29 protein-coding genes are annotated in these 20562 nt (G+C 61.7%); 10 read left to right on the top strand and 19 right to left on the bottom strand.

The genetic code is table 11. From position 1 onward, the window contains the following. Positions 1 to 11: 11 nt before the first annotated feature. Genes P3C18_RS12730 through P3C18_RS12740 form a run of 3 tightly spaced genes read left to right on the top strand, consistent with a single transcriptional unit; the run spans position 12 to position 2574 of the window. The gene (locus P3C18_RS12730) at positions 12 to 1178 is read left to right on the top strand and encodes a beta-ketoacyl-ACP synthase III (protein ID WP_275962211.1); all 1167 of its coding nucleotides are present in this window, start codon (positions 12 to 14) and stop codon (positions 1176 to 1178) included. Beyond that, positions 1175 to 1582 carry a hypothetical protein gene (locus P3C18_RS12735; RefSeq protein ID WP_275962212.1) on the top strand — a complete coding sequence of 136 codons (408 nt, stop codon included), beginning with the start codon at positions 1175 to 1177 and terminating at the stop codon, positions 1580 to 1582. Before P3C18_RS12730 ends, P3C18_RS12735 begins: the two co-directional genes overlap by 4 nt. Beyond that, a complete protein-coding gene (locus P3C18_RS12740; protein ID WP_275962213.1) occupies positions 1579 to 2574 on the top strand; it encodes a BtrH N-terminal domain-containing protein in 996 nt (331 codons plus the stop codon). Before P3C18_RS12735 ends, P3C18_RS12740 begins: the two co-directional genes overlap by 4 nt. A gap of 116 nt (positions 2575 to 2690) precedes the next feature. On the opposite strand, the gene P3C18_RS12745 is transcribed toward P3C18_RS12740, so the two are convergent. The 6 genes from P3C18_RS12745 to P3C18_RS12770 are packed head-to-tail and all read right to left on the bottom strand — an operon-like array spanning position 2691 to position 7076. Beyond that, positions 2691 to 3248, bottom strand: coding sequence for a hypothetical protein (locus tag P3C18_RS12745; RefSeq protein ID WP_275962214.1), 558 nt, complete (start codon positions 3246 to 3248; stop codon positions 2691 to 2693). Continuing rightward, positions 3239 to 4363 carry a beta-ketoacyl synthase N-terminal-like domain-containing protein gene (locus tag P3C18_RS12750; protein ID WP_275962215.1) on the bottom strand — a complete coding sequence of 375 codons (1125 nt, stop codon included), beginning with the start codon at positions 4361 to 4363 and terminating at the stop codon, positions 3239 to 3241. The genes P3C18_RS12745 and P3C18_RS12750 overlap by 10 nt, the downstream gene beginning before the upstream one ends. After that, entirely contained in the window at positions 4360 to 4626 is a 267-nt protein-coding gene (locus tag P3C18_RS12755; protein WP_275962216.1) for an acyl carrier protein, read from the bottom strand. The genes P3C18_RS12750 and P3C18_RS12755 overlap by 4 nt, the downstream gene beginning before the upstream one ends. Continuing rightward, positions 4608 to 5795, bottom strand: a complete 1188-nt coding sequence (locus P3C18_RS12760) for an ABC transporter permease (RefSeq protein WP_275962217.1) — start codon at positions 5793 to 5795, stop codon at positions 4608 to 4610. Before P3C18_RS12760 ends, P3C18_RS12755 begins: the two co-directional genes overlap by 19 nt. Then, positions 5792 to 6676 carry an ABC transporter ATP-binding protein gene (locus tag P3C18_RS12765; protein WP_275962218.1) on the bottom strand — a complete coding sequence of 295 codons (885 nt, stop codon included), beginning with the start codon at positions 6674 to 6676 and terminating at the stop codon, positions 5792 to 5794. Before P3C18_RS12765 ends, P3C18_RS12760 begins: the two co-directional genes overlap by 4 nt. Continuing rightward, complete coding sequence (locus P3C18_RS12770) at positions 6669 to 7076, bottom strand: beta-hydroxyacyl-ACP dehydratase (protein WP_275962219.1); 408 nt, start codon at positions 7074 to 7076, stop codon at positions 6669 to 6671. The genes P3C18_RS12765 and P3C18_RS12770 overlap by 8 nt, the downstream gene beginning before the upstream one ends. A 102-nt stretch (positions 7077 to 7178) precedes the next feature. On the opposite strand from P3C18_RS12770, the gene P3C18_RS12775 reads away from it, so the two are divergent. After that, positions 7179 to 7733 carry an isoprenylcysteine carboxylmethyltransferase family protein gene (locus tag P3C18_RS12775; RefSeq protein ID WP_275962220.1) on the top strand — a complete coding sequence of 185 codons (555 nt, stop codon included), beginning with the start codon at positions 7179 to 7181 and terminating at the stop codon, positions 7731 to 7733. Between the two features lie 4 nt (positions 7734 to 7737). Here P3C18_RS12775 and P3C18_RS12780 read toward each other — a convergent pair whose 3' ends face one another. Further along, positions 7738 to 8172, bottom strand: a complete 435-nt coding sequence (locus P3C18_RS12780; RefSeq protein ID WP_275962221.1) for a hypothetical protein — start codon at positions 8170 to 8172, stop codon at positions 7738 to 7740. Between the two features lie 108 nt (positions 8173 to 8280). Here P3C18_RS12780 and pip point away from each other — a divergent pair, with 108 nt between their 5' ends. Together pip and dtd are read left to right on the top strand one after the other, a co-directional pair. After that, positions 8281 to 9252 (top strand): prolyl aminopeptidase, encoded by a 972-nt coding sequence (pip, locus tag P3C18_RS12785; RefSeq protein WP_275962223.1) that lies wholly within the window; start codon positions 8281 to 8283, stop codon positions 9250 to 9252. Beyond that, entirely contained in the window at positions 9249 to 9686 is a 438-nt protein-coding gene (dtd, locus tag P3C18_RS12790) for a D-aminoacyl-tRNA deacylase (RefSeq protein WP_275962224.1), read from the top strand. The genes pip and dtd overlap by 4 nt, the downstream gene beginning before the upstream one ends. A gap of 7 nt (positions 9687 to 9693) precedes the next feature. Here dtd and P3C18_RS12795 read toward each other — a convergent pair whose 3' ends face one another. Next, positions 9694 to 10281: a 2-hydroxychromene-2-carboxylate isomerase gene (locus P3C18_RS12795; RefSeq protein ID WP_275962225.1), complete on the bottom strand. Its 588-nt coding sequence runs from the start codon at positions 10279 to 10281 to the stop codon at positions 9694 to 9696. 120 nt (positions 10282 to 10401) lie between these two features. Continuing rightward, complete coding sequence (locus tag P3C18_RS12800; RefSeq protein WP_275962226.1) at positions 10402 to 11130, bottom strand: SDR family oxidoreductase; 729 nt, start codon at positions 11128 to 11130, stop codon at positions 10402 to 10404. 100 nt (positions 11131 to 11230) lie between these two features. Between P3C18_RS12800 and P3C18_RS12805 the strand changes: the two genes are divergently transcribed. After that, positions 11231 to 11734, top strand: coding sequence for a helix-turn-helix domain-containing protein (locus P3C18_RS12805; RefSeq protein ID WP_275962227.1), 504 nt, complete (start codon positions 11231 to 11233; stop codon positions 11732 to 11734). Between the two features lie 65 nt (positions 11735 to 11799). On the opposite strand, the gene P3C18_RS12810 is transcribed toward P3C18_RS12805, so the two are convergent. From P3C18_RS12810 to ubiE, 9 genes are all read right to left on the bottom strand, one after another. After that, complete coding sequence (locus P3C18_RS12810) at positions 11800 to 12507, bottom strand: 16S rRNA (uracil(1498)-N(3))-methyltransferase (RefSeq protein WP_275962228.1); 708 nt, start codon at positions 12505 to 12507, stop codon at positions 11800 to 11802. Continuing rightward, positions 12504 to 13313, bottom strand: coding sequence for a twin-arginine translocase subunit TatC (gene tatC / locus P3C18_RS12815; protein ID WP_275962229.1), 810 nt, complete (start codon positions 13311 to 13313; stop codon positions 12504 to 12506). The genes P3C18_RS12810 and tatC overlap by 4 nt, the downstream gene beginning before the upstream one ends. Before the next feature lie 2 nt (positions 13314 to 13315). Next, positions 13316 to 13666 carry a Sec-independent protein translocase protein TatB gene (gene tatB / locus P3C18_RS12820; RefSeq protein ID WP_275962230.1) on the bottom strand — a complete coding sequence of 117 codons (351 nt, stop codon included), beginning with the start codon at positions 13664 to 13666 and terminating at the stop codon, positions 13316 to 13318. A 3-nt stretch (positions 13667 to 13669) separates the two neighbouring features. After that, positions 13670 to 13900, bottom strand: a complete 231-nt coding sequence (gene tatA, locus P3C18_RS12825; protein ID WP_275962231.1) for a twin-arginine translocase TatA/TatE family subunit — start codon at positions 13898 to 13900, stop codon at positions 13670 to 13672. A 28-nt stretch (positions 13901 to 13928) separates the two neighbouring features. Beyond that, positions 13929 to 14261: a phosphoribosyl-ATP diphosphatase gene (locus P3C18_RS12830; protein ID WP_275962437.1), complete on the bottom strand. Its 333-nt coding sequence runs from the start codon at positions 14259 to 14261 to the stop codon at positions 13929 to 13931. 22 nt (positions 14262 to 14283) lie between these two features. Next, on the bottom strand, positions 14284 to 14685 hold the full coding sequence (hisI, locus tag P3C18_RS12835; protein WP_275962232.1) for a phosphoribosyl-AMP cyclohydrolase: 402 nt from the start codon (positions 14683 to 14685) through the stop codon (positions 14284 to 14286). Positions 14686 to 14752: 67 nt separating this feature from the next. Next, on the bottom strand, positions 14753 to 16342 hold the full coding sequence (ubiB, locus tag P3C18_RS12840; RefSeq protein WP_275962233.1) for a ubiquinone biosynthesis regulatory protein kinase UbiB: 1590 nt from the start codon (positions 16340 to 16342) through the stop codon (positions 14753 to 14755). Beyond that, on the bottom strand, positions 16339 to 16956 hold the full coding sequence (locus tag P3C18_RS12845) for an SCP2 sterol-binding domain-containing protein (RefSeq protein WP_275962234.1): 618 nt from the start codon (positions 16954 to 16956) through the stop codon (positions 16339 to 16341). Before P3C18_RS12845 ends, ubiB begins: the two co-directional genes overlap by 4 nt. Then, positions 16956 to 17726, bottom strand: coding sequence for a bifunctional demethylmenaquinone methyltransferase/2-methoxy-6-polyprenyl-1,4-benzoquinol methylase UbiE (ubiE, locus tag P3C18_RS12850; protein ID WP_275962235.1), 771 nt, complete (start codon positions 17724 to 17726; stop codon positions 16956 to 16958). The genes P3C18_RS12845 and ubiE overlap by 1 nt, the downstream gene beginning before the upstream one ends. A 440-nt stretch (positions 17727 to 18166) precedes the next feature. Between ubiE and P3C18_RS12855 the strand changes: the two genes are divergently transcribed. The 3 genes from P3C18_RS12855 to P3C18_RS12865 all read left to right on the top strand — a co-directional run bounded on the left by P3C18_RS12855 (position 18167) and on the right by P3C18_RS12865 (position 19810). Further along, positions 18167 to 18445 (top strand): polyhydroxyalkanoic acid system family protein, encoded by a 279-nt coding sequence (locus tag P3C18_RS12855; RefSeq protein ID WP_275962236.1) that lies wholly within the window; start codon positions 18167 to 18169, stop codon positions 18443 to 18445. A 131-nt stretch (positions 18446 to 18576) separates the two neighbouring features. Continuing rightward, complete coding sequence (locus P3C18_RS12860; protein WP_275962237.1) at positions 18577 to 19017, top strand: phasin family protein; 441 nt, start codon at positions 18577 to 18579, stop codon at positions 19015 to 19017. Positions 19018 to 19027: 10 nt separating this feature from the next. Next, entirely contained in the window at positions 19028 to 19810 is a 783-nt protein-coding gene (locus tag P3C18_RS12865) for a phasin family protein (RefSeq protein ID WP_275962238.1), read from the top strand. Positions 19811 to 19873: 63 nt separating this feature from the next. On the opposite strand, the gene P3C18_RS12870 is transcribed toward P3C18_RS12865, so the two are convergent. Further along, positions 19874 to 20488 (bottom strand): TetR/AcrR family transcriptional regulator, encoded by a 615-nt coding sequence (locus P3C18_RS12870; protein WP_275962239.1) that lies wholly within the window; start codon positions 20486 to 20488, stop codon positions 19874 to 19876. Positions 20489 to 20562 lie beyond the last annotated feature (74 nt).

Here is a 20562-nt window from a genome sequence, read left to right on the forward strand (position 1 = left end):
GAGGAAGTCCCGTGGTACAACCTGTATTTATCAATCGCATCAGCGCCTTCCTGCCCCATGAGCCGGTCGACAACGAGCAGATGGAAGCGCGTCTGGGTTTGGTCGGCGGTAAGCCGTCGCGCGCGCGCAAGCTGATATTGCGCAGCAATGGCATTCAGCAGCGCCACTATGTAATCGACCCGCAGACTGGCGCACCGAGCATGAGCAATGCCCAGGTCAGCGCGGCAGCGATTCGCGGCCTGTTGGGCGGCGATTTCCAGCTGGCGGATCTTGATTGTCTGGTGGCCAGCAGCGCTTCGCCGGATCAGGTCATGCCTGGTCATGCGGTGATGGTGCAGGGCGAGCTGGGCAATCCGCCGTGTGAAGTGGTGTCCACCGCCGGTATCTGCCTGTGCGGCATGACCGCGCTGAAATACGCCTGGATGAGTGTGGCCAGTGGCGAAAGCCGCAACGCCGTGGCCTGCGGCTCGGAAGTGGCCTCGACGCTGATGCAGGCGAGCAACTTTAACGCCGAGTACGAAAGCCGCCTCGACGAACTGGAAACCCACCCGGAAATTGCCTTCGAGAAGGATTTTCTGCGCTGGATGCTCTCCGATGGCGCCGGTGCCGTGCTGCTGCAAGGCCAGCCGAATCGCACGGGCCTGAGCCTGCGCATCGACTGGATCGACATCTTCTCTTTCGCCGATCAGATGCCGCCGTGCATGTACGCTGGCGCGGAAATGGTCGATGGCCAGCTGCAGGGCTGGAGCCGCTATGAAGGTGCCGAGCGCAATCGCCGCTCGCTGATGGCGATCAAGCAGGACGTCAAACTGCTGAATGACAACATCGTCAAATACACCGTGGAAGAAACCCTCAAACGCATCATGGCGCGCCGCGAGCTGCATGCCGATGCGGTGGATTATTTCCTTCCCCATTATTCTTCCGAGTTTTTCCGCGAGCGTCTGTCTGTGGGCCTGGCCAATGCGGGCTTGCCGATTCCGCAGGAACGCTGGTTTACCAACCTGACCAGCAAGGGCAATACCGGCGCCGCGTCGATCTTTATCATGCTTGATGAGTTGTTCAATTCAGGTAGCCTGCGCAGCGGCCAGCGTTTGCTCTGCTATGTGCCGGAAAGTGGGCGCTTCTCCAGCGCCTTTATGCATCTCACGGTGGTTGGCCAGGACGGTGACAACACATGAAGCTCGATGAGGTTCCCCAGGATCACAGCTCCACTTACGGCGGCCACTGCAAGCTGGTCTACGCGGTAGACGCCAGCGGCCATTACCAGGGCGCGCAGAGCGATGGCTGGGAGCCGGAAGCCTTCGCCACCCAGCTCGCCGTGGCCGAACTGCAGGAGCAGGAAGCCGAGGCTGAAGCTGGCTGGCAGCGCGGCGAGCTGTCGCCGCTGAAGTGCCTGATGTACCGCTACCGCCTGGATGAACCGGCGCTGGCGCAGATCACCGGGCTGTGGCAATGGCGTATTCGTCGGCATTTTCGCCCGACGATTTACCGCAAGCTGTCGGCAGCTATTCTGGCGCGTTATGCGGAGGCGTTCGGCCTGCCCGTTGAGCAATTGATTTCTTATCAGAAGGGCATGGCATGAGCAGTTTTCAGCATCAACAGAGCGCCCACTGCGAAAGCGGGGTGATGGCCAGCCTGTTGACCCATGCCGGTCTGCCGATAAGCGAGCCGATGGCCTTCGGCCTGGCCTCGGGCCTGGCGTTCGCCTACCTGCCGATCGTCAAACTTAGCGGCATGCCGCTGATTGCTTACCGCATGCCGCCCAAGCACCTGATCAAAACTCTGAGCAAGCGCCTGGGGGCGAAGCTGCACACGCGCACCTTTGGCGATCCCGAGCAGGGCCGTCGTGAGCTGGATGCGGCGCTGGACAGCGGGCGTCTGGCCGGGCTGCAGAGTTCGGTGTTCTGGTTGCCGTACTTTCCGCCGGAGATGCGTTTTCACTTCAACGCGCACAACCTGCTGGCCTATGGCCGCGAGGGCAATGACTACCTGATCAGCGACCCGGTGTTTGAAGAACCGGTGCGTTGCGCCGCCGAAGACCTGCAGAAAGCCCGTTTCGCCAAGGGCGCGCTGGCCGCCAAGGGGCTGATGTACTGGCTCGATGACGTGCCGTTGGAGCAGGACTGGAACAAGCTGATCCGCCAGAGCGTGCTCTCCACCACGCGCATTCTCGATGGCATGCCGCTGCCGTGGATCGGTATTCGCGGCATTCAGCACTTGGCCAAACAGATCGACAAACTCGATCCGGCGCAGAGCAAATACAACCGCCTGTACCTGACCCATATCGTGCGTATGCAGGAAGAAATCGGCACCGGCGGTGCGGGTTTCCGCTTTATGTATGCCAGCTTTTTGCAGGAGGCCGGCGAGAAACTTGGCGACCGCAATCTGCAGGACGCTTCCGCTCAGCTGACGGCAATTGGCGACAACTGGCGCCAATTCGCCTCGGCCTGCGTACGCGCCAGCCGCAACAAGGGCGAGACGCCAAACTTCGCCCCCATCGCCGAGAGTCTGCGCAGCATCGCTTTGCAAGAGCGTGGCTTGATGAAAGAACTGGCGGCCTGGAGCAAGCGGTAGAGTGGATCGCGCTTTATCGATCCACCACCAAACGCCCGACAACCTAAGCCCTGCTGCGTTTCGTAGGATGGGTGATAACCCATCGGATGGTGATGGGTTGCCACCCATCCTACGGGCTACAGCTTGATTCGCTGTACCTCGGTGCCTGCGCTCAGTTCGTTAAAGCTGTTGGTATAGGCGCTGGTTATCGCACCTTCCAACAGCACAGCCTGCACGCAGAAATCCCCCCGCTCATCACACACCAGCAGCAACGCCTGCTTGATCAAACCATCCTGCAAATCCAGATTGGCCAGGGCCTGTAATTGCGCCCAGATCTGCTCGCCTGCACCGATAAACAGATTCGGCCCGTCGATGCCCAGTTGCTGAGCGATATGAAAACCGGCGGCGTTGCTCACGCTGTTCACAAACTCGAAAGGCTTGGGCTGCTTGTGCTGCACGCACACCGCTTCCAGCAGCGCGCCCATGGTGGCCCGCGCCGGGTGGGCGGAGGCTAGGTACAGGCCGCAGTTGTTGCGCACCTGTGCTTTCAGGGGCGCAGCGGCCAGCAGGCATTGCAGGATCAGGCGGTCGATACGCCGTGGCGGACTGTCCAGCCACTGGCCGAGGGCTGTCTTCAGCTGTTTGTCATCCGTGCTGGCCAGGCCGTGGACTTCACTGGCGGCTATTACCGGCATGTCGTGTCCCCCTGAGCGCAGCCTTGCAATACCAGGCTGGCGTTATTGCCGCCAAAGCCGAAGAAGTTGGTCAGCAGCAGGCTATCTGCCGCCAGTTGCTGCGGTTCTGCACTCAATGGCAGCAGTGCTTCGCTGGCGTAATCCACTGCCGGCAATGGGCCCAGTTGCAGGGCCTTGAGCAGCAACAGGCTTTCGCTTAGGCCACAGGCCCCCAGGGTATGCCCTAGCCAGGGTTTGAGCAGACTCAGGGCCGGCATGTGTTCGCCATACAGCAGGCGCATGCCGTTGCTTTCGGCTTCATCGTTGGCGCTGGTGGCGGTGCCGTGCAGTTTCACCAGGTCTATCTGCGCAGCCGTGCAATCGGCGCTGCGCAGCGCCTGTTGCATCACCCAATGGATATGGCTGCCATCTTCGCGGGTGGTGGTCAGGCTGCTGGTGTCGCAGGCGCTAAAGCCGCCGAGCAGGCGCGCCAGTGGTGCTTCACCGGGTTCGCGGCCGAGCAGCACGGCGGCATAGGCTTCGCCCAGCAACAGGCCGTCGCGTTCTGGGTGAAAGGGCCGATACTGGCCGCTGGGGCTGGTCAGCATCAGCGCGCCAAAACCCTGCATGGCAATGGTGCTGGGCGTTTCGAAACTCAGCACCAGGGCGCGGGCAGACTGGCCCGCGTTGATCAGCCGAGCGCCGTAGAGCAGACCGTTGGCGGCGCTGGTGCAGGCGGTATTCAGGGTAAAGGCGGCGGCAAAGCCCCAGCGCTGGCGCAGCTGGCTGGCGAGCAGATCCAGCGGCGTCGAATCTTCCGGGCGAAAGCTCTGCTGCTGGCTGGTCAGGGCTTCCAGTTCGCTGATATCCAGGCTGGTGCTGGCGATGATCAGCAGGCAGTCGTCGAGTGCCTGAGGATTGGCACCGAGGGTTTCGCCGAGCAGGCGATCCAGGCGCTGGCTCAGGCTTTCGTCAGTTCTAGCGGCGTACAGATACGTGCGCGGCTCAAGCACTTCATGCAGCACAAAGGGCTCGCCTTGGGGCGGCTGGTCGCTGTGCAGGGCCAGGGCGGCGCTGTGCAGGTCATCACCGAGGGCGCAGTGCAGGGCGGCGCGTTGCAGGTAGATCGGGGTCACTGCTGCTGCCTGATATAGGCGGCGATGCTGGCGATCGTGCCGAGGATGCGACGGCCGTCTTTGGCGCCCTCAATGCGTACGCCATAGTGCTGCTGCAGCGCCAGGGAGACTTGCAGGGCATCCAGGCTGTCCATGGCGATACGGCTTTTCGCGCCGAACAGCGGCTCGTCGTCGCTGATGCTCTGCCAGTCGATATCATCTTCCTTGTCGCACTCGCGGATCAGCAGTTGTTTGAGTTGTTGTTCTAGTAGTGAGTGGTCCATTGCGTGCGCTGTACTCGTCGGGTGAACAGAAGCAGCCCAGCCATGCCGCACAGCGCTGCAAACAGCAGCAGGCGTGCGCAGTAGGGGGCGATGTCGGCCAGTGAGCCATGGCCCACCAGCAGGGTGAGAAAGGCGTCCAGCGCCCAGCTCATAGGGGAAATTTCCGCCAGCTGGGCCATGGCTGCCGGCATTACGCTTTTCGGCACCATGATCCCGCCAATTGCGGCGAGGAGGATATTGATACCGCCGCCGAGCAATAGCGCCTGCTCGCTGCTGCGTCCCAATGCGGCCAGCAGCAAGCCCAGGCTGCAGGTGGCCAGGGCGATGCTGATGGCCAGCAGCGGGTAGGCCACGGCGCTGCCGGGCAAACTCAGGGCGGGAAGGCCGAGCAGCGGCAGGCCATAAACGCCGATGCCCAGCAGCAGGACAAATTGCAGCAGGTTGATCGCCAGGTACGGCAGCAGCTTGCTCAGCACCAGGGTGCCGAGGTTCAGGCCCAGGCAGCGCAGGCGCAGCAAGGTGCCGCTTTGCTGCTCACGCTGAAAACCGCCGGCCATGGGCAGCACGACGAAGAACATGCCGAAGATCAGCCAGGCCGGCACGCTTAGTTGGGTGGCGTTGGCGCGGCCGCTAAGGTCGCCGCCGCTGAGCAGTTGCAACTCGCTGATCTGGCTATGGGTGCGCTGGCGGGCTAGTTCGAGGCGCTGTTCCAGTGGTAGATCCGGGCTGACCACGCCGCTGTCTTCCATATAGGCGAGCAGTCGGGTTTGGGCTAGGGCGATGGTGACGGCACTGCGCAAACGCTGGCGGCTCTGGCTGTCGATCTGCGCCGGGTAGTTCAGGTTTGGCCCTTGGTGGGGCGTGTCCAGCAGCGTGTCGGCGAAGTTGGCGTCCAACTGGATGCGTGGCAGCGGCTCATGGCTATCGCTTGCCAGGCTGCTGCCAGGCAACTGGTTGGCCAGGGCGTGCTGAAAGAACTCGCTAGCGCTACTGGGTTGGGGTATCTCCAGCACCAGGCGCAGTGCTGGCGGTTCATCGCGCAAATAGCTGGACATGGCCCCTGCCATCAGCAGCAGAAACAGCGTCGGCATAATAAACAGCACAGCCAGCGCATGGGGGTCGCGCAGCAGCAACAGCACTTCCTTGCGCGCCAATGCCAAGAGCCTCATAGCCGACCTCCGTTCAGGCGCAGGTAGAGCTGTTCCAGTGACGGGCGGCCGAAGCGCAGCAGATTGGGCAGGCCATCCTGGGCGGTGACAAATTCGCTGATGGCCCGCAGTTGCTGGCCATTCAGTGATGCAATACGCAGGCCTCTGGGCAGCACTTCGGCCGTCAGCTGCAGGCTCGCGAGCAACTGGTTAAGGCCGGCGGGTGGCGCGTCCGGCCATTCCAGCAGCAGGCCGTGGTCGTCGCCGAGCAGCTGGCGCTTGTCCAGATCCAGGCGCACCTGACCTTCGTGCAGCAACAGAATACGCTGGGCAACCCGTTCGACTTCTTCCAGGTAATGGCTGGTGTAGATCACCGCTTTGCCGTCGGCGGTCAGCTGTTCCACGGCGGCTAGCAAGTGTTGACGACTCGCCGCATCGACGCCCACGGTGGCTTCATCGAACAGATAGAGATCGGCGGGTTGCAGCAGGCCGATGGCGAAATTCAAGCGCCGCTGTTCGCCGCCGGAGAGCTGCTCGCTGCGCCGGGTCAGCTTGTCTTGCAGGGCGCAGATGTCGATGCACTGCTGCAGGCGCTGGCGGCGCTCATTGCCGCGCAGGCGATAGAGGTCGGCAAAGAGTTCGAGATTTTCGCCGACCTTGAGCCCGGCATAGAAGGCCAGCTGTTGCGGCACCAGACCGAGCCTGGGTTGGCCTTGCCAATGCAGTTCGCCCTGTTGCAGCGCCAGCACGCCGCTCAGCAGCGAGAGCAGGGTGGTCTTGCCGGCGCCATTGCTGCCGAGCAAACCGAGGCATTCGCCGGCCTGCAACTGCAGGTCGATGCCTTGCAGCGCGGCGCGGTTGGCGCCTGGATAGCTGTGGACGACATTGCGCAGTTCAAGCATGGATCAGTACCAACAGCAGTTTGCCGTCGAGTAGCAGGCGTTGCTCGCTATGGATGCTGAAGGCATACAGCGCGCCGGCCGGGCTTAGCGCCTCCTGCTGGGCGCTGACCTGCAGCGCACCACTGCGCTGGGTCGGTTCATGGTGCAGCTGCAACTGCGAGAGCTTGCCGACCAGGGCCATTTCAATGGCACTGGCATCGCCGTATAAGGCACCATGCGCGGCGCACAATTGGGCGGCCGCCTCGAACAGCAGGCAAGGCGAGGCGTCGGTGCCAAATGTGTCCAGATAGCGCCAGGCACTCAGGCCCTGAATGCTCAGGCTGTCATGCGCCAACAGGCCATCCAGCCAGAGGGCTGGGCCTTGGTGGGGCAGCAGGCTGTGCAGTTGAGTGCGATCCATTGCGGGCGGCCGAGGTAAACAGGCCGGCAGTGTAACAGAGGGGCTGCAGGTCGCGCAGCGCCTGGCTTTGACGGATTATTGGGCGGAGTAGGAGAAGGCGTTATGGGCTGGTTGCAGGGGTTGGCCTTCGGGCTGGGGACATTGGTGTTGCTGGCGCTGTCCTGGCGGGCGTTGCTGCGGCCGCAGTCCCACGGCTTCTACCGGTTCTTCGCCTGGGAGGCGATTTTGGCCTTGCTGGTGCTTAACGGGCCGGTCTGGTTTGTCGAGCGTTTTGCCCTGCATCAGCGCCTGTCCTGGCTGTTGTTGTTCGCCTCCTTGCTGCTGCTGTTTGCCGGCCTCTATCAGCTTCGGCGCATGGGCCGCCCTGACGGGCAGCGTACGGATGCCGAGCTGTTCGCCTTCGAGCGCACCTCGCAGTTGGTCACCAGCGGCATCTTCCGCCTGATCCGCCACCCGCTGTACGCCTCGCTGCTGTTGCTGGCCTGGGGCGTGGCCTGCAAGCAACCCAATGGCCTGAGCCTGGTTCTGGCACTGCTGGCCAGTCTGGCGCTCTGGCTGACCGCCAAGCGTGACGAGGCCGAGTGTTTGCAGCAGTTTGGTGAGGCGTACCGCGACTATATGCAGCGCAGTAAGATGTTTATTCCTTGGCTCCTCTAATCATCTATTCCCAGTTCAGCCGCGCCAGCTTCCACTCATCACCCTCCAGCCACCATTCCAGTTTTACGCTGTAGTGACGGGCACTGTCGGGAATCAAACCTTCAGCGCCGGCCAGACCGACCTGGGCCTCGGTGTGGCCTTTTTCGCGGTAGGTCGTATCGAGGTAGCTGTTCTTGCTCAGGGCCAGCACCTTGACGTTCTTGTGGCGCATAAACAGCAGCAACATGGTGCGCTGTGCCCACTCGCGGTCGAACTCCCCTTGGGCCGAAAACTGCGGATGCAGCTGGTTGAGTACCGCGCTGTTCTGCTTCGCTTCCAGGTTGTCCTGCAGTTGTTGCACGGCCGCTTCCAGCGCTGCTTGCGGGTCATCCTTGGCGCCGCAACCGGCGAGCAGGGTGCAAAACATTAGGAAAGCTAAGGCAAATATCCTTGTTGGCATGCTCAACTCCTTTTTCATGGTTATGATGCCCGGCAGGGCTTTAGGCGGCCGCGACAGGCGAATCACCTTCGCCAGCCGTCAAGTTACGCATCAATTCAGGAGCATGCCATGCAGACCTTGTATCCGGAGATTAAACCCTACGCCCGTCATGAGCTGGCGGTGCAGGCGCCGCACGTGCTCTATGTCGACGAAAGTGGTTCGCCGGATGGTCTGCCTGTGGTGTTTATCCATGGTGGCCCGGGTGCCGGATGTGATGCCGCGAGCCGGCGCTATTTCGACCCCAACCTCTACCGCATCGTCACCTTTGATCAGCGTGGCTGCGGCCGTTCCACCCCCCACGCCAGCCTGGAGAACAACACCACCCAGGCGCTGATCGCCGACATGGAGCAGATCCGCGAGCACCTTGGTATCGACAAGTGGGTGCTGTTCGGCGGCTCCTGGGGCTCGACCCTGGCCCTGGCTTATGCTCAAGCCCATCCGCAGCGCGTGCATGGGCTGATCCTGCGCGGCATCTTCCTCTGTCGCCCACAGGAAATTCAGTGGTTCTACCAGGAAGGTGCCAGCCGCCTGTTCCCCGATTACTGGGAAGACTACCTGGCGCCGATCCCGGCCGATGAGCGTGGTGATCTGGTACAAGCCTTCCATAAACGGCTGACCGGCCCGGATCAGATTGCCCAGATGCACGCTGCCAAAGCCTGGTCGACCTGGGAAGGCCGCACCGCCACCCTGCGTCCCAATCCGCAGGTGGTCGACCGCTTCAGCGACGCCCACCGCGCGCTGTCGATTGCTCGTATCGAATGCCACTATTTCGTCAATAACGCCTTCCTCGAACCCGATCAGCTGCTGCGCGATATGCCGAAGATCGCCCATCTGCCGGGGGTGATCGTGCATGGCCGCTATGACGTGATCTGCCCGCTGGATAACGCCTGGGCACTGCATCAGGCCTGGCCGAACAGCGAACTGCAGATCATCCGCGACGCGGGCCATTCGGCCGCCGAGACCGGTATCACCGACGCTCTGGTGCGTGCCGCAGACGAACTGGCGCGGCGCTTGCTCAACCTGGCGCCGGACGAAGCATGAAGGCGCTGATTCAACGGGTGCGTGGCGCCCGAGTAGAAGTCGCGGGTGAGGTGGTTGGGGCGATTGATCAGGGCCTGCTGGCGCTGGTCGGCGTTGAACCACAGGACAGCCCGGCCAGTGTCGAGAAAATCCTGCACAAGCTGCTCAACTACCGCGTGTTCAGTGATGCGGCCGGCAAGATGAACCTGTCGCTCAGCGATATTGGCGGCGGCCTGCTACTTGTCTCGCAATTCACCCTGGCCGCCGATACCAAGAGCGGCCTACGCCCGAGCTTTTCCAGTGCCGCGCCGCCGGCGCTGGGGGCTGAGCTGTTCGACCTGCTGGTCGCCCAGGCCCGCGGCAAACATCCGCAGGTCGCCACCGGCCAGTTCGGCGCCGATATGCAGGTACATTTGGTTAATGACGGGCCGGTAACCTTTCTGCTAGAAAGCTAACAGCCTGCTAACGCGCCAGGGCTTCGGCAACAAAGTCCAAGCGATCCTGGCCGAAGTGCATCTCGCTGCCGACAAAGATGGTCGGTGCGCCAAACACGCCGCGCTTGATCGCCTCTTCGGTGGTGGCCTTGAGGTGTTCTTTGACCGCTTCATCGCTGACTAGGCGTTCGAACTCGGCTGGATCGAAGCCGGCTTTGCTCAGCACTTCGGCAACCACTTCGGCTTTACCGAGGTTCTTCTGCTGTACCCACAGCGCCTCGAAGATGGTTTTCACGTAGTGCTCGAAACGCTCGCTGTTTTCATAGCCGGCCGCGCCGCGCATCAGTGTCAGGGTGTTGATCGGGAAGCTCGGGCTGAAGGCCATCGGCACGCCGTAGCGGCTGGCGAAACGCGCCAGGTCCCTGAGCATCCAGGCACCTTTGCTCGGAATCATCACCGGCGACTGGTTGCCGGTGGCCTTAAACACGCCGCCGAGCAGCATCGGGCGCCAAACGATCTGCGCACCGGCCTCTTGGGCAATTCGCGGTAGCTGGGTCCAGGCCAGGTAACTGGCTGGGCTGCCAAAATCGAAAAAGAATTCCAGGGTTTTGCTCATTGCATGCTCCTTCGGGAGGTCTTGTTATTGGGTTGGTGTGCAGTCAGTAGGATGGGTGTCAACCCATCAATTGCCGATGGGTTGGCACCCATCCTACGGGGCAAACGGGGGCATTTCGGCTCAGAAGGTTTCGCTCCATGGCCGTAGATCCAGCTCATGCACCCAACAATCGCGGGGCTGGCAATGAATCTGCCAGTAGGTGTCGGCAATGTGCTCGGGGTTGAGGATGCCGTCCTGTTCCTTGAGCTGGTACAGCTGGGGAAAGGTATCGCGGATAAACGCAGTGTCGATGGCCCCGTCGATAATCGGGTGGGCGACATGGATGCCCTTGGGGCCGAGTTCGCGGGCCATGCTCTGGGCCAACGCACGTAGGGCGAACTTGGCGCTGGCAAAGGCGGAGAAATTCGCCCGGCCGCGCAAGGAGGCGGTGGCGCCGGTAAAGATGATCGTGCCCTGGCCTCGCGGCAGCATCACTTTGGCCGCCTCACGACCGGTGAGAAAGCCTGCCAGCGCCGCCATTTCCCAGACCTTGCGGTAGACCCGCTCGGTGGTTTCGGTAATGGAAAACTGCACATTGGCGCCGATGTTGAAGATCACCGCGTGCAGCGGGCCGACCTCGCGCTCAATGGTGGCAAACAGCTCGACCACTTGCTCTTCGATCCGCGCATCGCAACCAAAGGCGCGAGCCGTTCCGCCAGCCGCTTCGATCTCCGCTAGCAGTGGGCCAAGTTTCTCGGCATTGCGTCGCGCCACGCAGGCGACATAGCCCTCGCGGGCGAAGCGTTTGGCGATGGCGCCGCCGGTGGCGTCACCGGCGCCGACTACCAGAATTGCTTTGCGTTCGCTCATTACGATCTCCATCAGTTCTATTTTGGAACCTGGCTTGATAGTCGGTTCCATTTTGGAACCTGTCAAGCTATGGTGAGCCATCGTTGCAGGAGACTGGCTTATGCGTTGGGAAGAACTAGAGCAGCAACCCTGCTCCCTGGCTCGCACCCTATCGGTGGTGGGTGATCGCTGGACGTTGCTGGTGCTGCGCGAGAGTTTTCTCGGTATTCGTCGTTTTGACGAGTTCGAGAAGCGTCTGGGGATTACCCGCCATGTGCTGGCCGAGCGGCTGAAAAAGCTGGTGGAGGCTGGGGTGCTGGATAAGGTGGCCTATCAGCAGCGGCCGTTGCGCGAGGAGTATTGTCTGAGCGCCAAGGGCCGCGACCTGTATCCCGTCATCATGGCCCTGGTACATTGGGGCGACCGTCATATGAGCGGCGCCGAGGGCGCGCCGATTCGGCATATTCACCGCAGTTGCGGCAGGCCTATGCATGGCGTGCTGGTGTGTTCGGATTGTGGTGAGCCGCTGCAGCCGCGTGACGTTCAGTTGGAGGAAGCGCCTGCGCTCAAGGGCCAGCTACTGCCGGCGCATTGGCACGAAAAGCAGGCCGCAGAAAGCCCGTAGCCCGGATGTAATCCGGGAATACGTGGTCCCGGATTACATCCGGGCTACGGCAAGGTGCTTTGAGGCTAGAACAAGCGCGCCAACAAGGCCGTCACCGCGGTTTCCACCCGCAGAATCCGCGCACCCAGTTGCACCGGTTGCAGGCCGGCTTCGGCAAGCTTTTCCACTTCGTAGGGAATCCAGCCGCCTTCCGGGCCTATGGCGAGTGTCACGGCCTGTTCGACTGCCCGTGGGCAGGCTGGGAAGTCGCCGGGATGGCCGACCAAGCCCACTGTGCCGGCTGCGATGCCAGGCAGCTGGTCTTCGACAAAGGGCTTAAAGCGCTTCTCGATAATCACTTCCGGCAGCACGGTATCGCGGGCCTGCTCCAGGCCGAGGATCAGCTGTTCGCGAATCGCTGCGGGTTCGAGGAAGGGCGTCTGCCAGAAGCTTTTTTCCACCCGGTAGCTGTTCAGCAGAATCATCCGAGGCACGCCCATACTGCTGACGGTTTGCAGCACGCGGCGCAGCATCTTTGGTCTAGGCAGGGCGAGCAGCAGGGTCAGTGGCAGTTTCTCAGGCGGAGGCTGGTCGAGCTGCACAGACAGCTCGGCTTCTTCTGCATTCAGGCGCAGCAGCTGGCCACTGCCCATCAAGCCATTCAGGCGGCCGACGCGCAGGTTGTCGCCGGCTTCGGCGCGGTGCACGTCATGCAGGTGCTTGAGGCGGCGGCCGCTGAGCAGCACGCGGTCGGCGGCGATAAAGTCGCCGTCTTCCAGCAGCAGCAGGTTCACGGTTGCGCGGCTGGCGGCTGGTCGTTGGAGGGGCTGTCGCTTTCGCTTTCGGCTTCAGCCGCTGCGTCCTGTTCGGCGCGGCGTTTGACCAGGCTGCCGCAGAGCAGGCCGGCTTCGAACAGCAGCCACATGGGCACGGCCAGCAGGGTTTGCGAGAACACGTCCGGCGGGGTCAGGACCATGCCGACGACAAAGCAGCCGACGACCACATAGGGCCGGCTTTTGCGCAGGGTGGCAACGTCGACAACGCCGATCCAGATCAGCAGAAAGGTGGCAATCGGGATCTCGAACGCCACGCCGAAGGCGAAGAACAGGGTCAGAACGAAATCCAGGTACTGACCGATGTCGGTCATCATCGCCACGCCTTCCGGGGTCACGCTGGCGAAGAAGCCGAACATGATCGGGAACACCACGAAGTAGGCGAAGGCCATGCCGGCGTAGAACAGCAGAATGCTGGAGATCAGCAGTGGTATGGCAATGCGCTTCTCGTGCTTGTACAGCCCCGGTGCGATAAAGCCCCAGATCTGATGCAGGATGATCGGGATGGCCAAAAACAGCGCAACCATCAGCGTCAGCTTGAACGGCGTAAGGAACGGCGAGGCCACCCCGGTGGCGATCATCGTCGCGCCTTCGGGCAGGTAGGCACGCAGCGGCGCGGCGACCAGCGCGTAGATGTCCTGGGAGAAATAGAACAGTCCGGCGAACAGCAGCAGGACGGCGCCGACAATACGCAGCAGGCGCGTGCGCAGTTCGGTCAGGTGGGAGACCAGGGGCATTTCCTGATCGCTGTCCGGTCGTTGGCTCATGGCTACGGGCTTTTATCCTGGCGGGTTCTGCTATCAGTCGCGGTGGCCGACTCTGCTGCTGGGGGCGTGGCAGGGCTCGGTTCGGTGATGGTGCTGAGCGGCGCGTTGAGGCTTTGCTTCATCGCGTTCATTTCCCGCTCCAGCTCGAGGATCTGCTCGTTATGCAGTTGGCGGCGGATTTCATCCGCGCCGATCTCGCGCTCGACTTCAGCCTTGATCGCACTGAAGCTGCGTTTGATCCGGCCGATCCACAAACCGGCCGTGCGCACTGCGCCGGGCAGGCGATCAGGCCCCAGCACCACCAGGGCGACCACCGCGATCAGCAGCAGCTCGGTAAAGCCGATATCGAACATGGCTTAGTCTTTTTTCGCCGGCTCTTCGACCTTGCGCGCCTGGGCGTCAATGGTCTGGCCTTTGGGTTCTTCCACGGCAGGTTTGTCTTCTTCGTTGCCCATGGACTTCTTGAAGCCCTTGATTGCATCGCCCAGATCCGAGCCCAGGCCCTTGAGGCGCTTGGTGCCGAACAGCATGACCACGATCAGCAGAACGATCAGGAGTTGCCAGATGCTAATGCCACCGAATCCCATAACGCGTACTCCGTAATTTAAGGGTTAATCAGTCTTGTGCGCGCGCAGCCTTTTCCGCATGCCCGGACAAGCCAAAACGCCGGTCCAGTTCGTCCAGTACCGCCTGGGGGTGCTGGCCGAGGGCGGCGAGCATAACCAGGCTGTGGAACCACAGGTCGGCGGTTTCATAAATCACATCGCTGCAGTCACCGCTGACGGCAGCATCCTTGGCGGCGAGGATGGTTTCCACCGATTCCTCACCGACCTTTTCCAGAATCTTGTTCAGACCCTTGTGGTACAGGCTGGCGACATAGGAGCTGTCAGCGGCCGCGCCTTTGCGCGACTCCAGCACTTCGGCCAGGCGGCTCAGGGTGTCGGTCATGTCCGTGTCTCTCATGCCCGCGTTACTCATGACTGTCTCCTGCGGCATAGATGGCGTGCGGGTCTTTGAGCACCGCGTCGACGGTCTTCCACTCGGCGTTGTCGTATACCCGGTAGAAGCAGCTTTCGCGACCGGTGTGGCAGGCGATGCCGCCCAGTTGCTCGACCATCAGGATGATCACATCGGCGTCGCAATCCAGGCGCAGCTCGTGCAGCTTCTGCACATGGCCGGATTCTTCACCCTTGCGCCACAGCTTGCCACGCGAGCGCGACCAGTAGATGGCACGCTGCTCGGCGGCGGTCAGGGCCAGGGCCTCACGGTTCATCCAGGCCATCATCAGCACTCGGCCGGTTTTGTGGTCCTGGGCGATGGCCGGCACCAGGCCGTCCGCGTTCCAGTTGATTTCGTCGAGCCAGTCAGTCATTGCGCTATCCGCCCATCTCGGGCTGCTTGATTGAGAAAGCTAGTGTGCCAGTGCGCACCCGGTGTGGCTATCGGCGCAGCACCAGATAGAGGCCGCCGGCGAGCATCAGCCAGCTCGGCCAGGCGATCAGGCTCAAGGCCAGGCCTTGTGTAGCCGCGCCAGCGATCAGCGCCGCACCGAGCAGGCGCGCAGGCCATTGGCGGCGGGACGCAGGCTGTTCCTGGCGATTGGTCGGCTGCTGGTTGAGACGCTCCAGGGTCTCGCGGGCGATCTGCGACAGGTGCGGCACCTGCTCGGCCTGCAGTTGCAGGTTGCGCAGCAGGTGCAGCGGGCTGATGCGCTCGCGCATCCAGCGTTCGAGAAACGGCTGGGCGGTGCTCCACAGGTCCAAATCCGGGTACAGCTGGCGTCCGAGGCCTTCGATATTCAGCAGAGTCTTCTGCAGCAGCACCAGCTGCGGCTGCACTTCCATATTGAAGCGTCGCGCGGTCTGGAACAGGCGCAGCAGCACCTGGCCGAAGGAGATGTCCTTCAGTGGTTTTTCGAAGATCGGCTCGCACACCGTGCGGATTGCCGCCTCGAAATCATTGATCTTGGTTTCCGCCGGCACCCAGCCCGAGTCGATATGCAGCTGCGCCACGCGGCGGTAATCGCGCTTGAAGAAGGCGATCAGGTTGCGCGCCAGGTAGTCCTGATCTTCGGCGGTGAGGCTGCCGATGATGCCGCAGTCGATGGCAATGTACTGCGGGTTCCAGGGCGTGCGGGTGCTGACGAAGATATTGCCGGGGTGCATGTCTGCGTGGAAGAAGCTGTCGCGGAACACCTGGGTGAAGAAAATCTCCACGCCGCGCTCGGCCAGTAGCTTCATATCGGTGCGCTGGTCAGCCAGGGTGTCCAGGTCGGTGACCTGAATGCCGTAGATGCGCTCCATCACCAGCACTTTCGGCCGGCAATAGTCCCAGTACACCTGCGGCACATAGAGCAGCGGCGAGCCTTCAAAGTTGCGCCGCAGCTGGCTGGCGTTGGCCGCTTCGCGCAGCAGGTCGAGTTCGTCGTAAATGGTTTTTTCGTAATCGCTGACCACTTCCACTGGGCGCAGCCGGCGGGCATCGGCGGAGGCACGCTCGGCCAGTTTGGCGAGCAGAAACAGCCAGGCAATGTCCTGCTCAATCACCGGTTTCAGGCCGGGGCGGATGACCTTGACCACCACCTCTTCGCCGCTTTTCAGCTGCGCGGCATGTACCTGGGCGACGGAGGCCGAGGCCAGCGGCTGCGTATCAAAGCGGGCAAACACTTCACCGACCTTGGCACCCAGCTGGGACTCGATCAGCGCCAGCGCCTTGGCCGGATCGAAGGGCGGCACCTGATCCTGCAGCTTGGCCAGCTCATCGGCGATATCGGTTGGCAGCAGGTCGCGGCGGGTGGAAAGCAGCTGGCCGAACTTGATAAAGATCGGCCCTAGCTCTTCCAGCGCCAGACGCAAGCGTGCACCGCGCGACAGCAGTAAGTCGCGGCGCGGCAGCCAGCGCCAGGGCAACACATAACGCAGCACGCGTGCCCAGAGGGGCAGTGGCAGGGCGAATAACAAATCGTCCAGCTGGTAGCGGATGACTACGCGCTGGATACGCAACAGACGACGAACGGCAAGCAGCTTCATGCGATGGGCTTATGGCGTTGGGCGAGGCGCTCGATGCGCGCGTCGAGTCGATCGAGGGATAGCTTGAGGTGGTCCAGTTCGGCGAAGCGCGCATCGGCTTCGCGCTGGCCGACCAGGCTGCGGGATTCTTCACTGAGGTAATCGGCCAGGTTCAGGCGCAGGCTGTCGAGGGCCTGGCTGCTCCAGTTCACCCGGCTGCGCAGATGGCCACCGAGCAGCTGGCTGCCAACCGGGCCAAGCCAACGTGACAATTCATATTCCCAGTCCAGCTCCAGGTCTTGAAGGATTCCGGCCAGCTCCAACAGGGCGGCGCTGTCGCCATCCAGGCTGACGTCCGGGCTGTGCAGGATGCTGGTTTTGTCTTTGCTGGTGGCCAGGCGCAACAGGCTTGCGGCGGGGGCGCGCAAGCGGCAATCCGCTTCGCCTGCCCACTGCGCGGCCAGTTGCAGACCGCTGGCGCTGGGCAGAATAAACAGCTGCAGATTCGGCGCGGCGCACTCGACGGCAATCACCCGACCGCTCAATCGTGCCAGGCGCGGCAGCGCGGTGCTGTCCATGGCCAATACGCGATTGAGGCCGAGTTCGACGCCGGCCAGTAGCCCGGTCAGCAGCATCAGGGCTTGATGCCGCGGTGCAGGGCGACGATGCCGCCGGTCATATTGTGGAAGGTCACGCGCTCGAAACCGGCTTCAACCATCATCGCCTTGAGGGTGTCCTGATCCGGGTGCATGCGGATCGACTCAGCCAAGTAGCGGTAGCTTTCGGCGTCGTTGGTGATCAGCTTGCCGGCCAGCGGCATAAACTTGAACGAGTAGGCGTCGTAGAACTTCGACAGCAGCGGGCTGGACGGCTTGGAGAATTCCAGGATCAACAGGCGGCCACCGGGCTTGAGCACGCGCAGCATCGAGCGGATGGCGTCTTCTTTATGCGTCACGTTGCGCAGGCCGAAGGCGATGGTCACCACGTCGAAATGATTGTCCGGGAACGGCAGCTTTTCTGCATCGGCCTGGACGAAGCTGACGTTGCCGGCCACGCCCTTGTCGAGCAGGCGATCACGGCCGACGCGCAGCATCGATTCGTTGATATCCGCCAGCACCACTTCGCCGGTCGGGCCGACCAAGGCGGAGAACTTGCGGGTCAGATCGCCCGTGCCGCCAGCAATATCCAGCACCCGATTGCCGCTGCGCACGCCAGACAGTTCGATGGTGAAACGCTTCCACAAGCGGTGCATGCCGCCAGACAGCACGTCGTTCATCAGGTCGTACTTGGCCGCGACCGAGTGAAAGACTTCGGCGACTTTTTCCGCCTTCTGGCTTTCCGGCACGCTCTGGAAACCAAAGTGCGTGGTGGGTTCGCTGTCGCTGCTCTTGCGCGGATCGTTCATCGTGGCCTTTCCTAAAACACAGAGGCTGCATCTAAAGTGGCGGCCATTCTAAACCTAAAAGCCGCCAGAGGCTTCAAGCCGCGCGCGCAAGTAAAAGCCCGAAGGCGTTGCATGCGTGCAGCTTGCTATAGTCTCGCAGTCTAGGGTCTGTTGTCGTTTCGTCGCGAACCGCGTTGCTGCGTAAAATATCGCCAGGCTAGGCGGAGGGCGCAGGTAATGGTTGTTCCCTTGCCAAGTCCTCCAACACCGCCTGGCGATATTTTCCGCGCAACCCGCAGGGCCGGGCCTGTTTTAGCGCGATACTGCGTTTCTCGACAGCTCATTTGGAGCACCAAACTTCGCGTCTCGTGCCTTGCCTCGCGTTAAAACAGGCTCCGGCGCGGTCGCGCTGAAACGACAACAGACCCTAAGGTCGCAGTTAACGGGCGAGGAGAAATGCCATGGCCAAGATCACCGTAGAACGTCCCCACTCCCTGGGGCGCGAAGTTGCCCGCGAGAAAGCTGAGCAACTGGCCGAGCGTCTGGCCCGCGAATACGACGTGCGTTACCGCTGGAATGGTGACAACCTGGAGTTCAAGCGTAGCGGCGCGGATGGGCGTATTGAGGTGCATGAGCACAGCGTGCGTGTGCAGCTCAGCCTGGGGCTGTTGTTGTCGGCAATGAGCAGCAGCATCAAGCGCGAAATCGAAGAAGTGCTGGATAAGAATCTGCAGGCGTGAGGTGCTGTTTAAAATTGCCCTGGGCAATTTTTTTATAGGCTTAGTATGCGGTTTCTAATTTTCATCGATACCGTGCTCCTAAGCCTGCATTCCGTGGGCGTTTCCTCGAAACACTTAGAGTGAGGTGCACCATGTCGAAAGTTGCCGTTAAAAAGAAAGCCGTCGTTGAAGAAGCCAGCAGCGTGCTGAGCGACGCAAAAGTGTACGCCCGCAAGATCTACTTGGCCGGCCTGGGCGCTTACGCCAAAGCGGGTCAGGAAGGTGCCGAGTACTTCAAAGAACTCGTGAAGAGCGGCGAAGGCGTTGAAAAACAAGGCAAAAAACTGGTCAACGAACAAGTTGAAGCCGCCAACAGCCAGATCGACAGCGTTAAGAGCACTGTCACCAGCAACGTCAGCAGCGTCAAAGGCAAGTTTGAAGTGCAGCTCGACAAGATCGAGAAAGCCTTCGACAACCGTGTTGCCAGCGCCCTGAACCGCATTGGTATCCCGTCCAAGCAGGATGTTGAAGCACTCTCTGCTAAGCTGGATGAGCTGAGCGCGTTGCTCGAGCACGTCGCGCGTACCAAGTAAGGAGAGCAGGATGGCTGTCAAAAAGAAAACCGAAAAGCAAACCACTTCCTGGATCGGCGAAGTAGAAAAATACTCGCGTCAAATCTGGCTGGCTGGTTTGGGTGCCTACTCCAAGGTCAGCAAGGACGGCAACAAGCTGTTCGACACGCTGGTCAAGGATGGCGAAAAAGCTGAGAAGCAAGCCAAGACCGAAGTCGACAAGCAAGTTGGCGCAGTGAAGTCCACTGTGGGTTCGAAAGTGGGCACTGCCAAGTCGAAAGTCGATGAAGTCAAAGACAAGGCTATTGGCAAGTGGGGCGAGCTGGAAGAAGCCTTCGACAAGCGTCTGAACAATGCCATTTCGCGTCTCGGTGTACCGAGCCGCAATGAAGTGAAAGCGCTCAACGCCAAAGTGGAAAGCCTGACCAAGCAGATCGAGCAACTGACCGGGGTTTCGGTTAAGTCGGTCAAGCCTGCCGTGAAGAAGGTTGCTGCCAAGCCTGCCGCTAAACCCGCTGCCAAGCCGGTTGCCAAAGCTGCAGCTAAGCCAGCGGCCAAACCTGCCGCTAAACCGGTAGCCAAGGCTGCTGCCAAGCCAGCTGCTAAACCTGCTGCCAAGCCGGTTGCCAAAGCAGCAGCTAAACCTGCTGCCAAACCAGCAGCCAAGCCTGCCGCTAAACCGGCAGTCAAAGCTGCCGCCAAGCCGGCACCAGCTAAGCCAGTAGCCGCCAAACCGGCTGCTCCGGCAGCCGCTGCTGCACCTGCTCCGGCCGCTGCACCTGCTGCACCCGTGACACCTGCCGCCCAGTCGTAAGACGCGCAGCAGTTAACGTAAACGCCCGGCCTAGTGCCGGGCGTTTGCGTTCAGGTGTACGGGTTAATCTTCCAGGTAGCGTTGCGCCAGGTGTTCGGCGGCGTAGCGCGACTCTTCGGCCAGGTGCGGGGCCACCAGCATCATCACCTGATAGACCACCAGGCGACTCTCGCCTTCGCGACCGATGATGCGTTGGTAGTCGAGGGAGAACAACAGGGTCAGGGTGATCTGCTCGACCAGCTGGCCCAGCGACTGGGTGTCGCTTTGCAGTTGGCCATCAAGTTGCAGTTGGGCGAGCAATTCGGCCAGCGCACGTTTGAGGCTATTGAGCCAGTGACGCATGCCGCGCTCCAGTTTCGGCAGGCGGCTGGTCAGGTTGGACAGGTCCTGGAACAGAAAGCGGTAGTGCGCCAGGCGCTCGACGATCAGGTGCAGAAACAGCCAGTAATCCTCCACATCCAGCTGCACGTCTTCCGGCGGCGAAAGCAGTGGTGCCAGTTCCGCCTGAAAGCGTTCGAACAGACCGAGGATCAGCGGCTCTTTGCCGTGGAAGTGGTAGTACAGGTTGCCCGGGCTGATACCCAGTTCGTTGGCGATTTCCAGGGTGGAAACGTTCGGTTCGCCCTTCTGGTTGAACAGCAGCAGGGCACATTCAAGGATTCTGTCGCGGGTTTTCATCCGGTCTTCTTATTCTGGCCGCGGGAAGGCTGACGATACCTGGCCGCAAGGGCTTGCGGCCAGTCTGATCATGC

Origin of the sequence: Pseudomonas sp. 1928-m (assembly GCF_029269135.1) — a bacterium.
Lineage (GTDB): Bacteria > Pseudomonadota > Gammaproteobacteria > Pseudomonadales > Pseudomonadaceae > Aquipseudomonas.

Excerpts from the sequence above, each read along its gene's own strand:
- P3C18_RS12755 (WP_275962216.1), bottom strand. The coding sequence starts at position 4,626 with ATGGACCACTCACTACTAGAACAACAACTCAAACAACTGCTGATCCGC.
- P3C18_RS12735 (WP_275962212.1), top strand. The coding sequence starts at position 1,175 with ATGAAGCTCGATGAGGTTCCCCAGGATCACAGCTCCACTTACGGCGGC.
- P3C18_RS12770 (WP_275962219.1), bottom strand. The coding sequence starts at position 7,076 with ATGGATCGCACTCAACTGCACAGCCTGCTGCCCCACCAAGGCCCAGCC.
- P3C18_RS12760 (WP_275962217.1), bottom strand. The coding sequence starts at position 5,795 with ATGAGGCTCTTGGCATTGGCGCGCAAGGAAGTGCTGTTGCTGCTGCGC.
- tatA (WP_275962231.1), bottom strand. The coding sequence starts at position 13,900 with ATGGGATTCGGTGGCATTAGCATCTGGCAACTCCTGATCGTTCTGCTG.
- P3C18_RS12870 (WP_275962239.1), bottom strand. The coding sequence starts at position 20,488 with ATGAAAACCCGCGACAGAATCCTTGAATGTGCCCTGCTGCTGTTCAAC.
- P3C18_RS12855 (WP_275962236.1), top strand. The coding sequence starts at position 18,167 with ATGGCCAAGATCACCGTAGAACGTCCCCACTCCCTGGGGCGCGAAGTT.
- P3C18_RS12795 (WP_275962225.1), bottom strand. The coding sequence starts at position 10,281 with ATGAGCAAAACCCTGGAATTCTTTTTCGATTTTGGCAGCCCAGCCAGT.
- P3C18_RS12830 (WP_275962437.1), bottom strand. The coding sequence starts at position 14,261 with ATGACCGACACCCTGAGCCGCCTGGCCGAAGTGCTGGAGTCGCGCAAA.
- P3C18_RS12860 (WP_275962237.1), top strand. The coding sequence starts at position 18,577 with ATGTCGAAAGTTGCCGTTAAAAAGAAAGCCGTCGTTGAAGAAGCCAGC.
- tatC (WP_275962229.1), bottom strand. The coding sequence starts at position 13,313 with ATGAGCCAACGACCGGACAGCGATCAGGAAATGCCCCTGGTCTCCCAC.
- ubiE (WP_275962235.1), bottom strand. The coding sequence starts at position 17,726 with ATGAACGATCCGCGCAAGAGCAGCGACAGCGAACCCACCACGCACTTT.
- P3C18_RS12745 (WP_275962214.1), bottom strand. The coding sequence starts at position 3,248 with ATGCCGGTAATAGCCGCCAGTGAAGTCCACGGCCTGGCCAGCACGGAT.
- pip (WP_275962223.1), top strand. The coding sequence starts at position 8,281 with ATGCAGACCTTGTATCCGGAGATTAAACCCTACGCCCGTCATGAGCTG.
- P3C18_RS12775 (WP_275962220.1), top strand. The coding sequence starts at position 7,179 with ATGGGCTGGTTGCAGGGGTTGGCCTTCGGGCTGGGGACATTGGTGTTG.
- hisI (WP_275962232.1), bottom strand. The coding sequence starts at position 14,685 with ATGACTGACTGGCTCGACGAAATCAACTGGAACGCGGACGGCCTGGTG.
- tatB (WP_275962230.1), bottom strand. The coding sequence starts at position 13,666 with ATGTTCGATATCGGCTTTACCGAGCTGCTGCTGATCGCGGTGGTCGCC.
- P3C18_RS12865 (WP_275962238.1), top strand. The coding sequence starts at position 19,028 with ATGGCTGTCAAAAAGAAAACCGAAAAGCAAACCACTTCCTGGATCGGC.
- P3C18_RS12805 (WP_275962227.1), top strand. The coding sequence starts at position 11,231 with ATGCGTTGGGAAGAACTAGAGCAGCAACCCTGCTCCCTGGCTCGCACC.
- ubiB (WP_275962233.1), bottom strand. The coding sequence starts at position 16,342 with ATGAAGCTGCTTGCCGTTCGTCGTCTGTTGCGTATCCAGCGCGTAGTC.
- P3C18_RS12780 (WP_275962221.1), bottom strand. The coding sequence starts at position 8,172 with ATGCCAACAAGGATATTTGCCTTAGCTTTCCTAATGTTTTGCACCCTG.
- dtd (WP_275962224.1), top strand. The coding sequence starts at position 9,249 with ATGAAGGCGCTGATTCAACGGGTGCGTGGCGCCCGAGTAGAAGTCGCG.
- P3C18_RS12800 (WP_275962226.1), bottom strand. The coding sequence starts at position 11,130 with ATGAGCGAACGCAAAGCAATTCTGGTAGTCGGCGCCGGTGACGCCACC.
- P3C18_RS12740 (WP_275962213.1), top strand. The coding sequence starts at position 1,579 with ATGAGCAGTTTTCAGCATCAACAGAGCGCCCACTGCGAAAGCGGGGTG.
- P3C18_RS12845 (WP_275962234.1), bottom strand. The coding sequence starts at position 16,956 with ATGCTGCTGACCGGGCTACTGGCCGGCGTCGAACTCGGCCTCAATCGC.
- P3C18_RS12765 (WP_275962218.1), bottom strand. The coding sequence starts at position 6,676 with ATGCTTGAACTGCGCAATGTCGTCCACAGCTATCCAGGCGCCAACCGC.